General features: G+C 68.8%; 10 protein-coding genes and 1 pseudogene. 8 read left to right on the top strand and 3 right to left on the bottom strand.

The features are described from left to right. Nucleotides 1-111: 111 nt before the first annotated feature. The 6 genes from ACFVYL_RS26180 (at nt 112) to ACFVYL_RS26155 (ending at nt 7,135) form a co-directional block, all read left to right on the top strand. Nucleotides 112-1,251 carry a glycosyltransferase family 4 protein gene (locus ACFVYL_RS26180; protein ID WP_389719937.1) on the top strand — a complete coding sequence of 380 codons (1,140 nt, stop codon included), beginning with the start codon at nt 112-114 and terminating at the stop codon, nt 1,249-1,251. Beyond that, nucleotides 1,248-2,240 carry an NAD-dependent epimerase/dehydratase family protein gene (locus ACFVYL_RS26175; protein WP_389719936.1) on the top strand — a complete coding sequence of 331 codons (993 nt, stop codon included), beginning with the start codon at nt 1,248-1,250 and terminating at the stop codon, nt 2,238-2,240. The genes ACFVYL_RS26180 and ACFVYL_RS26175 overlap by 4 nt, the downstream gene beginning before the upstream one ends. Then, nucleotides 2,237-2,866 carry a sulfotransferase family protein gene (locus ACFVYL_RS26170; protein WP_389719934.1) on the top strand — a complete coding sequence of 210 codons (630 nt, stop codon included), beginning with the start codon at nt 2,237-2,239 and terminating at the stop codon, nt 2,864-2,866. Before ACFVYL_RS26175 ends, ACFVYL_RS26170 begins: the two co-directional genes overlap by 4 nt. Continuing rightward, the gene (locus ACFVYL_RS26165; protein ID WP_389719933.1) at nt 2,863-4,275 is read left to right on the top strand and encodes a sulfotransferase; all 1,413 of its coding nucleotides are present in this window, start codon (nt 2,863-2,865) and stop codon (nt 4,273-4,275) included. The genes ACFVYL_RS26170 and ACFVYL_RS26165 overlap by 4 nt, the downstream gene beginning before the upstream one ends. 106 nt (nt 4,276-4,381) lie before the next feature. Beyond that, a complete protein-coding gene (locus tag ACFVYL_RS26160; protein WP_389719932.1) occupies nt 4,382-6,259 on the top strand; it encodes an ATP-binding cassette domain-containing protein in 1,878 nt (625 codons plus the stop codon). A gap of 39 nt (nt 6,260-6,298) precedes the next feature. Further along, nucleotides 6,299-7,135 (top strand): sulfotransferase family protein, encoded by an 837-nt coding sequence (locus ACFVYL_RS26155; protein WP_389719931.1) that lies wholly within the window; start codon nt 6,299-6,301, stop codon nt 7,133-7,135. A gap of 892 nt (nt 7,136-8,027) precedes the next feature. Here ACFVYL_RS26155 and ACFVYL_RS26150 read toward each other — a convergent pair. From ACFVYL_RS26150 to ACFVYL_RS26140, 3 genes and pseudogenes are all read right to left on the bottom strand, one after another. Then, entirely contained in the window at nt 8,028-9,197 is a 1,170-nt protein-coding gene (locus ACFVYL_RS26150) for a hypothetical protein (protein WP_389719930.1), read from the bottom strand. A gap of 507 nt (nt 9,198-9,704) precedes the next feature. Next, nucleotides 9,705-9,818 (bottom strand): annotated as a pseudogene (locus ACFVYL_RS26145) (IS5/IS1182 family transposase); the annotation flags it as partial. Nucleotides 9,819-10,119: 301 nt separating this feature from the next. Continuing rightward, entirely contained in the window at nt 10,120-10,455 is a 336-nt protein-coding gene (locus ACFVYL_RS26140) for an ArsR/SmtB family transcription factor (RefSeq protein ID WP_389719929.1), read from the bottom strand. A 171-nt stretch (nt 10,456-10,626) separates the two neighbouring features. Here ACFVYL_RS26140 and ACFVYL_RS26135 point away from each other — a divergent pair, with 171 nt between their 5' ends. Together ACFVYL_RS26135 and ACFVYL_RS26130 are read left to right on the top strand one after the other, a co-directional pair. Then, nucleotides 10,627-11,769 (top strand): FAD-dependent monooxygenase, encoded by a 1,143-nt coding sequence (locus tag ACFVYL_RS26135; protein WP_389719927.1) that lies wholly within the window; start codon nt 10,627-10,629, stop codon nt 11,767-11,769. Between the two features lie 33 nt (nt 11,770-11,802). Then, entirely contained in the window at nt 11,803-12,225 is a 423-nt protein-coding gene (locus ACFVYL_RS26130; protein ID WP_389719925.1) for a transposase family protein, read from the top strand. The last annotated feature ends 593 nt before the right edge of the window (nt 12,226-12,818 follow it).

Here is a 12,818-nt window from a genome sequence, read left to right as displayed (position 1 = left end):
CGCTGCTGTGCGCCCTTGTGTGCCACAGCCGCCCGGTGGCGGGCATTGTGCCCCGACGCCCGGCTGCGGAGCATGGGTGTCCCTCTCCAGATCCCGGAGGCCCATACAGTCATGCGGATCGCCTACCTGCACTCCGGCAGCATCCCCTCCGTCTACGCGAACGGCGTCCACGTCATGCGGATGTGCGATGCCTTCACCGACGCGGGGCACGAGGTCGTCCTCTACGCGCTGCCGGGGACCGTGCCCGCCGGTGACACACACCGCTACTACGGCACCCGCAACCGTTTCGAGGTGCGGAGCATCGCCCAGCCCGCGCTGCCGGGCCCGGGCGTATGGATCCGTGCCTGGCGGATCCGCGCCGACTTGCGCCGACGAGGCGCCCCCGATCTGCTGTACGGACGAGACCTGCGCGCCCTGCTCGTCTCGTCGGGCCTGGCCCCTCTGGTGTACGAGACGCATCTGATGTGGCCGCGGCGGATCGTCCGGAGGATCGAAGGCGTCCTGTTCCGCAGAAGGAATCTGCGACGCGTGGTTTTTGTGTCCCAGGCGCTCGCCGACGACTACCGTCGCGTCTTTCCGGAGCTCGACTCGTCTCGGCGGGCGGATCTGGTGACGGCTCATGACTGTGCCGACCCCGCCCCGGCCGACGGGCCGGTGGCAGACCTGCCGGGCCGCCCGCAGGCACCGAAGATCGGCTACGTCGGTCATCTGTACCCGGGGCGCGGCACCGACGTCATTCTCGAACTCGCCGCCCGCGTACCCGAGGCCGACTTCCACCTGGTCGGCGGCACCGTGGCCGACCGCGCCCACTGGCAGAGCCGCTGCACACGCCCCAACGTCTACTTCCACGGGCATCTCCCGCCTGCCGAGCTGGCCCCCTACCAGCGGGCGTTCGACATCGTCCTGGCGCCTTACCAGCGCAGGACGTACTGTGCCGGAGGCGTGGGCGAGATCAGCCGTTGGGTATCGCCGATGAAGCTGTTCGAGTACATGTCCTACGGCAAGGCCGTCATCGCCTCGGATCTGCCGGTACTCCGGGAGATTCTGACCGACGGAGTCAACTGCCTGCTCTGCCCGCCGGACTCCGCCGAAGCCTGGGCGGCCGCGGCCAAGAGGCTCGTCGGTGATGAACACCTGCGCGCCGCCCTGGGCGGCGAGGCACGACGGCAGCTCCACGACCGGCACACCTGGCGGATCCGGGCCGACCGGGTACTGGCCGGGCTCGGCGACACAACCAGGCCGCAGCCTTGACGCGGGCCGTGGTGACCGGCGCCGCCGGCTTCATCGGCTCCCACCTCTGCGCTCACCTGCTCGCGGCCGGTGACAGCGTCCTCGGTATCGACGTGCTCACCGACTACTACGACCCGGCACTCAAGGAACGAAACCTGCGCGACCTGATCCCGCAACCGTCCTTCACCTTCCACCGCGTGGACCTGCTGGAAGCCGCTCTCGAACCCCTCGTCGACGGAGCGGACGTCGTCTACCACCTGGCCGGTCAACCAGGAGTACGGTCTTCATGGGGAAAGGACTTCGAGCTGTATGCCCGTCGCAATGTGCTCGCCTCGCAAAGACTCCTGGAAGCAGTGAGGGACCGACCATTGCGCAAGTTCGTCTACGCCTCCAGTTCCTCCGTGTACGGCGACGCCCCGGTCATTCCCACGGGCGAGTCGGTGTGCCCCCGGCCGCTCACGCCGTACGGCGTGACCAAACTGTCGGCGGAACATCTGTGCGAGATCTATCGGATCACCTTTGGCCTGCCCGCGGTGTCACTACGCCTGTTCAGCGTGTACGGCCCACGGCAGAGGCCCGACATGGCCCTGGCCCGGCTGATCGAAGCGGCCCTGACCGGCGGGCCCTTCCCGCTCTACGGGAACGGCGAGCAGATCCGCGACTTCACCTACGTGCACGATGTCGTCACGGCGATGCGGGACGCGGCCGGTTCCTCTTTCACCGGCGTGGCCAACCTCGGCGGTGACGCCCCGGTGTCCATGAAGCACGCCATCGCGGCCGTCGAGCGTCTCGTCGGCCCGGTGAACCTGGATCCACGGCCCGGCAGCCATGGCGACGCCCGGCGCACCGCGGCCGACATCGCCCTGGCGGCGCGGGCGTTCGGATATCGGCCCCGCACGGAGCTGGACGACGGCCTGGCGGCGATGGCCGACCAGACCGTCATCGATCTGGCGCGTCGGCCCGAGTCCGGAAGCACCGGCCCGCGAGCCACGTGGAGGGGCGTCACGTGACCGGTGGTATTCCCGGTGCGGCACCGCACCGCTCCCGTCCTCGTCCCAAGGTCTTCGGTATCGGCCTCTCGCGCACCGGCACCCGCTCGCTGACCGCCGCGCTGCGCACCCTGGGTTTCGACACCGTGCACTACCCCTCCGACCCCGCCACCTACCGGACCCTGCTCGCGGGCACCGGGCGCTTTCCGCTGCTGGCGGACCATGACGGGATCACCGACATCAGCGTGGTTCCGTACTACGAGGAACTCGATCTCGACTGGCCCGGAGCCAAATTCATCCTTACGGTCCGGGAGGAGCAGGCCTGGCTGCGCTCGTGCGCGACACACTGGGCACGACCGGTGGACAGCAAAACCGACCGTGGCGAGGGGTATCCGGACATGCAGCGCTTCCTGCGTGCTGCCGTCTACGGGTGTCTGGAATTCAACCCGGAACGATTCGCCCGCGTCCACCGCCGCCACGTCGAGCAGGTGCTGCACCACTTCGCGGGCCGGGACGACGACCTGCTCGTCCTCGACATCGCCGGGGGCGAGGGCTATGAACGGCTGGCCCCCTTCCTGGGCAGGGAGGTCCACGACCGTCCCTTCCCGAACGTCAACCGGGCCTCGCCCGCCCAGGACCGGCTGTGAGCGGCGCGATCCGCACCCTCCCCGGCGACTGGTCGCCGCCCGCCGGCCGTCCGGTCGACCTGGTACTCCGCACGGTCGGTGAGCGCACCACCCACCTCGCACTCGGCCTCGCGATCCGGCACATCCGCCCACGCCGGGTTCACATCGCAGAGAACATCCAGCCACTCGCCCGTGCCGTGGACCGCCAAGTGCACATCGACCACGGCGACGCCTCGCACGTCGTCCACGTCGACGCCGACTGCCTGATCCTCGAGGACATGAGGCCCTTTCTCGACGCCAACGACCTGGCATACGTCGACTGCTTCGTGCACGACCGGTTCCGCGGCCGGGTCCACTGCGGGGTGCACATCACCCGAACCGACCTGGTCCGGGCGATGCGGGAGGTGGATGTCGAAGCGGAGGCACCAGCGGCGGGGCGCGGGCCGATGCTGCGGCCCGAGGCGTTCCGGCGGCACCTCGCCCGACGTCATCTCCAGCCCGATGTGCAGCTGAAGGGCTTTCACATCCTGCACGACCACTTCCAGCACTATCACCACATCTTCGCCAAGTACGCTCTGCGCGAGGTGCGCAGCCGTACCGAAAGCGCACACGCGGTGCTGAAGTCGGCCCTGCTGCGCTGGGGGGACGACCTGGACTTCGTGGTCGCCAGAAAGGCGATACGGCACAGCCGCTCGGTGGTACCCGCCGATGTCACCCCGCACGCGCTGGGCCGGTACCTCGACGGCCTGCCCGAACTGGCTGCCCGCGTGGTCGGTCAGCTGCGCCTGCCCGACCGTCCTCCGCTGACCATGGCCGAGGTCCGGAAAGCCGTGGCCCGCGCACCGCGGCCCCATGGCCCCGCCGCCGACCGGCCCAAGGTGTTCTCCCTCGGCCTGCCGGGTACGGCGACCCGGAGCCTGACCGAGGCCCTCCACCGGCTCGGTTCCGACCTCGCCCACTACCCGCTGGGCGCGGCGGACCTGGCGGCCCTGCGCCGCCGGGACGGTGACTTTCCGGCGCTGCGGCACTACGACGGCCTGACGAGCGTCTTCGCACTCGCGTCCCTCACGGCACTGGACGCCCGGCATCCGGGGGCGCGGTTCGTCGTCACCGTACGGGATACGGAGAGCTGGTCGCGCGCGGTGGAGCGGCTCTGGGACACCGGCTGGCCGGCGGGGGCGCCCTCGGCGGAGCGGGCCGCCCACAGGGAGGCGGCGCATCTGTTCCGTACGCGGATCTGCGGCGGGGAGACCTTCGACCGGGTTCGATTGGCTCGGGTCCAACAGGAACAACTCGCCCGCGTACGACGTCACTTCGCCCGCCGCCCCCGGGATCTGCTGGTCCTGGACATCTGCGCGGGTGAGGGCTGGGAGAAGCTCGCCCCTTTTCTCGACCGACCGATTCCACCGGGTCCGTTTCCGAGAGCGTGAAGCCCTTCACCGCACCGTCGTCCGCACGTGGGATTTCGGCGCCCGCAGAGGCGGGCCCGGAGCGGTGTCACCGTGCGGCACCGGGCGTGACGGCAGGATGACCCGGGTGCCTACCCATGCTCCCTCGTCCTCCGCTCCTCAGCCCGAACTGCGCCTGGGCTGGGACGACCCGCACCACGACCGCGTCGCGGCGGCGGGCCTGCCGCAGCTGGCGGCTCGTCTGCCCGCCACGATCGCCGGCGCCGCCCGGTTGAGCTGGGCCGCCGACCGGTGGGCAGTCCTCCAACTGCTGGTGGCCCAGCTCCTGGCGGCTGCCTCCGCCGCGGTGGTCCTGGCCGCGACCGCCCAGGTGATCCAAGCCTTGGTCGGGCAGGGCCGGACCACCGAGCGGCTGCACGCCGCGGTGCCGGCGCTGATCATCGCGGCGGGGGCGGCCGCGGCCCGGGCGGCGTCGGACGCGGTCTCCCAGTACGCGGCGGTGAAACTGGGGCCGGAGGTGACCGCCCTCGCCGAGGAACGCATCCTCGCCAAGACCCCCGAGGTCGAGCTGACCGCGTACGACCGGCCGGAGTTCAACGACTCGCTCCAGGCCGCCGGGCTGGGGGCGATGGCCACGCAAGACCTGATCGCCGACGCGCAGCAATTGGTGTCCGCGGTGGCGCAGCTGACGGCCGCGGCGACCGTCCTCACCCTGCTGAACCCCGTCTTGCTGCCGCTGCTGGTCCTCGCGATGCTCCCAAAGGGGGCGGCCGCTCTGGGCGCGGCCCGTATCGCCCACCACACCGCTCACACCAGCCTCGCCGACAACCGACTGCGCTACATCCTGCGCCAGCACAGCACGGACCGCCGGACCGCCGCAGAAGTCAGGGCCGGCACCATGGCCGCGTTCCTGCGCCAGTGGTACGCCCAGGTCGCCACGCGGATCAGGACCAGGCACCGGGCGGCCGCGCCCAGGGTGCTGCTGGTGACACTCGGCGGAGCGGCCGGGACCGGCGTCATGCTCGCCCTCACCTGGCTCACCGTCGGGCTGCTGGCGATGAACGGCACCATCGCGCTCGCGGTCGCCGTCACGGCCGTGGTGGCGGTCCGCTCTTCCACCGGCGCGCTCAACTCCCTGGTGGTGGCGGGCGCCCGGCTGTTCCGCACCTCGCTCCACCTCCAGGACTGGCGGGACTTCCTGGCGCTCGCCGACACCCTGCGCGCCACGCGCGGACCGCTGGTGATCGACTCGGCCGGTCCCCGGGAGATCCGCGCCCACCGAGTGTCCTACCGCCACCCCGGCAGCCCGGCGAACGACTTCGCCGTGCACGACATCAGCCTGGCCCTGCGCAGCGGTGAAGTCGTCGCCCTGGTGGGTGAGAACGGTTCCGGCAAGACGACGCTCGCCCATCTCCTCACCGGTCTCTACCTGCCCACACACGGCACGGTCAGCTGGGACGGCATCGATCTGGCCCAGGCGGATCCGCACTCGGTCTGGTCGCGAGTCGGTCTGGTGCCCCAGGACTACACCAAGTGGCCGATGGCCGCGAGGGAGAACATCACGCTCGGTCAGGACCGCGGCGGGGACGGCCTCGTGCACGCCGCAGCCCGCGAGGCCGGCGCGGACAGCGTGCTGGCCGGACTGCCGCACGGTCTCGACACACTGCTGGCCAAGTCGTTCTGGGGCGGGCACGATCTCTCGGGCGGCCAGTGGCATCGCCTCGCCGTCGCCCGCGCCTGTTACCGGGAGGCCGGCGTCCTGGTCCTCGACGAGCCCACTTCCGCGATGGATCCGCGTGCCGAACACCGGGTGATCAGCCGTTTCAAGACGCTGGCCGAAGGCCGGACCGCCGTGTTCGTCACGCACAACCTCACCAACACCCGCGTCGCTGACCGCATCGTCGTGCTGGCCGGGGGGCGCATCGCGGAGGAGGGCACCTTCGATGAACTCCTCGCCCGGGGCGCGCTGTTCGCGGAACTGCACAAGCTGTCTCAAGATCGGTGACCGGTTCCTCGACCCCGGCGACGGAGGTGCTGTGAAGTGATGAACAGTGAGCGGCGCAACAAGACGGTGATCTTCATTATGGGGGCCGGGCACTCCGGTACCACGCTGCTCGGGCTGATGCTGGGTGCGCATCCGGCGGTCTGCTTCGCCGGCGAGGCGTGGAACAGCACCCGCCTCGGCGCCACCGACGCACAGGGGCGGACCGTCGGCTGCAACTTCTGCGCCGACGGTTGTTCCGTGTGGGGCGACCCGCTGCCGAGCACCGGCCCCGACCTCTACGAGGTGCTGGCCCGGCGCTGCGGCCGCCCCTTCGTCGTGGACTCCACGAAAGCGGTCGGCTGGATCGATCAGCAGGTGGCACTGCTGCCCGGCACCGTCCACCGTCATCTGGTGGTGCTGGCCCGCGATGGCCGGGCGGTGGTCAACTCCCTCCTGCGCAAGTACCCCGACGCCCACCCGGCGGAGCTGGCTTCGGAGTGGGTCGCCCAGATCCGCCGGACAGAGGAGCTTGCGGCCCGCTGGCCCGGCGTCGTCAGCCGGGTGCACTACGAGGACGTCGCCACCCACCCCGAAGACGTCCTGTCCCGCCTGAGCGCGACGCTGGGCTTCTCCTTCCTTCCTGCGATGCTCGACCCTTGGGTCAGCGTCCAGCATCCGTTGGGCGGCAACGAGGGCACTCAGTACATCGTGGCGCGGGAACGCGCCGCACGGGCCACGGACCGGTCCGTCAATCTGGAGCGCACCAAACGCGCCTACTACCTCGGCCACCCACCCGCGATCGTGCTGGACCTGCGCTGGCGTGAGGAGATGTCCGAGCCCGCCCTGCGCGCCTTCGACGCCATCGCGGGCGAGACCAACGCGCCCTATGCGCGTTGACCACTGCCGAGTCTCCGAATTCTTCCAGCCGATACGGGCAGACCCGCACGCCGACCCAGATGGGCGACAGCGAGCTGATCCTCACCCCCGACCGAAACCTGCTGACGCACCAGAGACGTCTACCCCGCCTACATCGACCCCTATGTCTCCAGCCCGCGTCCGGGCTGGACCGCGGTCTCCAAGAAGCACCCGGGCACCTCTTACTGGAACCACTCCTCCGATGTGGCCCGGGTCGGGCACGTCGGAGACGGGGTGGGGGGCACCTGGTGAGCCTTCATCCCAATCAACCCGCGCGCTGCACGGCAAGCAGATGATGAGCCGACTTGATCATCCCGAAAGTAGCCTCTGACCTGCATGTTCCTTTGTGATGTCTCAGTTGCACGCGTTCCCTATGGCCCATCATGTTGAGTGCGTCGCGATCCTTGAGCCCTCCGCAAAGGGTGCCTGACCTGCGGTTTTGGTGAGTGTGCATTATGTGCGTTGTGGGCGTTACGGGCGATATCTTGACGCATATTCGAAGCACGTGAGGCCCTTCTGACGCACGTTTGACGCACGTTCTGACGGGATTTCAGGTGCGCGTTCCTGCAGGTGGCGGTGCGTCAGGTGCGGCCTTCAGGGGGTCCGTCTTTACCGTCTCTTGGGGAAATCCTGTTGGTTATGCCCGGATTTTAGGCGGCCGGTGGGGCGAGGTCCGTGGGGCATCGGTGGCCGAAGAAGGGCTCTAGGTCTTCGGCGCTGGGCTGCGGCGGTGTGGGCAGCTTCGGCGCCAAGGCGGACTCGGTGCGCTGGCGCAGGTGGGCGTCTGCGAACGCGAGCCATGTCTCGGTCGCGGTCCTTTCCTGGCCGGGCGGCAGTGATGTGGTGTGGTTGCGTACGGCCGTGACGTATTCGGTCAGGCGCTTGGCCTGGCGCCAGGTGTCTGCCTGTTCTTCGAGATGCTCGATGCGATAGGCGTGGGTGTATGCGGCGTGGGCTTGGCGCGCGGCGCTTTCCCAATTCTGCTGGGCCGCCTCTTGGGCTTGTTCGTCTGCGTGACGGTTGCGTTTGGCGGCTTCGCCGCGGAGGTTGACTTCTTGGGCGATTTCGGCGATTTGGTCTTCCAGGGGTCGGTCAGGGAGGTCGGCCCATTCGCTGCCGCGGTGCGCGGTGCCGCCACGGAGGATGAAACGCAGCCGGTCGGCGGGGGTGTAGTCGAAGCGGGGGTGCGTATCCATGTGTGCTTCTTGGCGTCGGCGCGTTCTTTGTCGGTGGGGATGTGTTTGCTGTGGTCTTGTTCCTGGAGGACGAGGAAGTCGATGGATTCGCCGTGGGCGGTGATGGTGAAGTGCGGTTCGGCCTGCCGGCGGTGGCGGGGTGGGGGAGCGTCTTGAGTGGGGCCGAGTGCTGGGGTATGGCCTTGTGATTCGGTGGCGGTAACAAGGGTCTGGATGATGCGCAGGGCTCGGCCGTAGATGGATTTCGGCAATCCCATCCGGTGGGGTTGCTGTTGCAGGGCGGCCACCACGGTATGGGGCCGGGTGAGTCTGGTCGGCACGATGAGCGGGGTGAGTTCGACGAGACGCCAGGCGGGGATATCAACGAGTTTGATTTCGTAGCCGCGGTGGGTCTGCTTTCCGCGGAGCTCCTGGGTGTGGGGGACCTTCCCGGACTTGCGTGCGGCACCGACCCGCGATGCCCAATTCACCGCGTGCGGGCCGGATTCGACTGCCTTGACGAGGTAGTTGTTGTTGGCTGTCAGCTCTTCGAGGAGCTGGTCGGTGTAGTTCGTGCGGGCCCTCGGCGCAGTTCGGACGTGTAGTGACGGCAGTGTTTCGCTGGACGCTGCAGGTACTTCGCCGTTGCGCTCCCCGGGGCTGGTGTCGACGGAGGCCAGATATGCCCGCCCTTTGTCGGTGAGTTGGGCGTTCCAATGTCCACGGCGTTTGGTGACTTTGACCAGTTCACGGCTTTGCAGGGCCTGGGCGCTCACCTTGTATGTACTGTCTGACCAGACTCCGTCGGGACACTGCAGGCCCACCCATTCGAGGACGGCCAGCTGGCGCTCGTTGAGGCCGCCTTGCATGAGGTTCTCCCGTGGTTGTCGGGCGTGCTGCCCCAGGCACAATGCCCGCCGGATTCGCGGCCACTCCCCGGGCTACGGGAGGACCTCTATTCGGATGGATGTGCTGCGTGCGCCGCTGTCAGGGGTCTTCCTGGTGGTTCTCTACGAGCTGTCGCCGGATTCCGGGCTTTCCAGGATGACGATGCGCTGGTCGGGTCGTGTCTGTGCGGCGATGCGGTCCTTCTCCCTGCGTGAGGCCACGAAGATCACCAAAGGGGGCAAGATGCGCCCTCGAGCCGGGGATTCTGCTGGCGACGGGGCACACCACGCCGTAGGGGCATTGGCCGATGTATACCGGTAGGCCCATGGCGAACTCGGGGGCCGGCCCTCATCGATGTATGGGTAGACGCCTGTCGCGCGGCGTATGAAGTCGTACACCGGCTTCTCCAAAGCTGCTTGGCGTTGCATCAACGCCTGAATTGCTGCTTGGTGGTCATCGGACCGGTCCGTAGGGAGCCTTTTCCAACCTCAGTTTGAGCATGTCAGGTGCAGGGTGAGGACGGCCTGGACGAGGCTGGTGATACGGCTGGTAGAGCATCGCAGTTTGCGCATGAGCCGCCAGGTTTTGAGGGTGGCCATGGCCCCGCGGAAGCTCCTGGCAAGACGGTTGGACTCGACATGCCCGTCTACCAGGAGCTTCTCTACTACCGGACCCCCGCCCTCACCCCAGTGGCTCCGCTCCGCACGCAGCTTGAGGAAACCTCAGTGGGTGTTGGCGTGAGGGAGCGCGCGCCGAAGTGCTCGGCGCCGATCACAAGCGCGGGACGGTAGTCGAAGCGGCACCGATCCCATTCGTGCCCGCGTCGTTACCTGCGGGCCGGGCGCGAGCTGGATCCGGTCGGGCTCGCGGCTCAGGGCCGGCTCGGACTCCCCTCCGGTGTGCTCAGCGAGGAGCGGTACCGGCCGGGGGCTCTGTCCCCAGGAGCGCGAGCAGCCCAGGGAATCTCTTCTCGATGTCCGCTCGTCGTAGTCGGATGCCCTTGCGGTTGCCGTAGTCGATCTCGTCGATGAGGCCTGCCTCGCGCAGGACCCGGAAGTGGTGAGTCTGGGTCTGCTTCGAGATCGGAAGATCGAACGAGTTGCAACCCCGCTCGCTGTCGCTGCGGTCGGTGGCCAACTCCGTCATCACCGAACGACGGTGCTCGTCGGCGAGGGCACGAAACACCGTACCCAGATCGAGTGCATCGGCCTCCGGGCCGTCCAGGTTCTTCCCGGTCACGCGGCACCTCCTTCAGGTACGACTTGAATCGTACCTGAAGCATGTGCTCCACTGAGGTACGAAATTTTTCGTACCTCAGTTCCGGTTGCGCTGCCCCGTGCCGCCGCGCCCTGAGAACCGGCCCGGCACTCGCCGGGGACCTGGTCATCGACACTCCGAGAGGTCATCGTCATGAAGAAGCCCGAGGTGCTGATAGTCGGTGCCGGAATCGCAGGGCCCGCACTCGCGTACTGGCTCTCCCGGAATGGATACCGGCCGACGGTCGTCGAACACGCCCGGCAGCTGCGCTCCGGTGGTAGCGCGATCGTCGTGAAGGGGCCCGCGATCCCGGTCGCCGAGCGCATGGGCATCCTCCCGCAGCTCCGCGAGCTCGCCACCCGCAATCGGTCGCTGACCCTGCTCGACCCCGGCGGCAGGCGAATCCTGCAACTCCCGCTCACCTCGGACAAGGCGCCGACGGTCGAGGTGACCCGAGCCGACCTGTCCGAGGTGCTCCACCGGTCGGCGCAGGCCGAGGTCGAGTTCTTGTTCGACGACACGGTCACCGCTCTCGACCAGGATGAAGGCGGGGTGGACGTCACCTTCCGGCGGTCCGCGCCACGGCGCTTCGACTTGGTAGTCGGTGCCGACGGGATGCACTCCACCGTACGGCGCCTGGCATTCGGGCCCGAGCGGCAGTTCGCGAGCGACCTGGGCCTGTACGGCGCGACCGTCCCGCTGGAACCCGACGCCATCGAGGACCCGACCGAGATGACGATGCTGACCGTGCCGAACCGGATGCTGGTCCTCCACCCCTCACGGACCACCCCGCTTGCGATCTTCACCTTCCGGGCCGCACAGCCGGCGCCCCACGACCGCAAGAACATCGCCCTTCACAAGCAGACCGTGGCCGACGCCTACGCCGACGTGCCGTGGCGGGCACCAGAACTCGTGGCGGCGTACCTCGACCACCCGGCTCCGTTCTTCGACCCCCTGACCACCCTCCGGATGCCCTCGTGGTCCCGCGGACGGGTCGTACTGCTCGGGGACGCGGCGGCGGCGACGGCCCTGCTGGGTGACGGGTCCAGCATGGCGATGGCGGGCGCGTACGCCCTCGCAGAAGAGCTCGCCGCCCATCCCGGTGATCACGCCCGCGCCTTCGCCGCCTACGAGTCGCGGCTCCGCCGTGAGGTAGGCCCGCGGCAGCGACGCGTCGGTCTGCTCTCCAGGCTCATGGTGCCCCGCACCCGGCCGGGCCTCGAGGTGCGCAACGCGGTGGGCCGCGCGGTCGGTCGCACGAACCGGATCGCCTCTCGCGAAGCCGCGAACCGGTAGACCGGATCCGCACCAACCGGTCGTCACCGGTCGGTGCTGCAGCTCCGCGGTAGCTCTCAGCCGGGTCGGCGCCGCCATGTCCGACGAGCCCGGCTCGGCGCGGTAGGCCATCGCCGATGCGGCAGGTCGGCTGCTGTCGGCCTCGCCCACCGTTCCGGGCGCTCGTCACGCCATGGGTGCTGCCGGTGGCTACGCCCCCGTGACGCGGAGGTGAAGTACTGGGCGGACAAGGCGTATCAAGGCGCCAGCGGCACCATCCGGGCGCCCTTCCGCGGCCGGCGTCTCAAGCTGCGGCAACGTCGGCACCACAGCACCCACGCCAGGATCCGCTGCCTCGGCGAGCAAGCCATGGCCGCCCTGAAGGGCTGGTGCCTCCCGCGGAAACTCCGCTGTAGCACCAACCGGGTCACCGCCATCGTGAAGACCATCCCCGCCCTTCGTCACGCCTCAACCTGAGGTTGGAAAAAGCTCACTGAGGCCAACAGGTTCTTCGTCTGCTGGTGGTACAGCAGCTGTACCCCGACTGACCAGGGAAAACGGTGCTTTGCAAGCCTTTCGCGCGGGGGCTGGTCCGGAAATGGTCCGGATCTTGGTGGCCACGGCATCAGCACTAGGGGCCAGTTGCATAGTGGGAAGTCGTGGGAGCGATTGGGAGCAGGTAGGGCAGTCCTGCGGGTAGTCCGTGCTGTGGGCAACGGCCGGTGGTCGTCGCAGAGCCATCCGGCGGGATAGAAGCGAGCGGGTGCCCCGCATGGTCGTACCCCAGCCCCGCACTTGCCCCGGTAAGCGATCGGCGGCGCCCCCGGCACCGTATGCCTTGGGCTCGGGGTGGACGCTGGTGAGCGGGGTGTCGGGATGTAGGGGAGCGGCACGGTGTCGTGGTCCGGCGCAGCCGGCGGCCGGACGCGGCACGTCGGGTCGCCGTCCTCCATAGGACGCCGCGCCTGACGTGGCCTTGACACGGCGGCGGGCGGTTCGCCCGATGTTGCGTCGAGGTACGCAGTGTGATCGGTAGTGGGGGTCCAGAACTCAAACGCAGTCCGCTTCAC

The organism is Streptomyces sp. NPDC058308, from assembly GCF_042880275.1.
In the GTDB taxonomy this organism is placed as follows: Bacteria; Actinomycetota; Actinomycetes; order Streptomycetales; family Streptomycetaceae; genus Streptomyces.
Note: the sequence above shows the minus strand (reverse complement) of the source record. Positions and strands in the feature narration are given on the sequence as shown.

What these genes read in the sequence shown, in the direction of transcription:
- ACFVYL_RS26180 (WP_389719937.1), top strand. Translation starts at nt 112, where the DNA reads ATGCGGATCGCCTACCTGCACTCCGGCAGCATCCCCTCCGTCTACGCG.
- ACFVYL_RS26155 (WP_389719931.1), top strand. Translation starts at nt 6,299, where the DNA reads ATGAACAGTGAGCGGCGCAACAAGACGGTGATCTTCATTATGGGGGCC.
- ACFVYL_RS26150 (WP_389719930.1), bottom strand. Translation starts at nt 9,197, where the DNA reads ATGCAAGGCGGCCTCAACGAGCGCCAGCTGGCCGTCCTCGAATGGGTG.
- ACFVYL_RS26135 (WP_389719927.1), top strand. Translation starts at nt 10,627, where the DNA reads ATGAAGAAGCCCGAGGTGCTGATAGTCGGTGCCGGAATCGCAGGGCCC.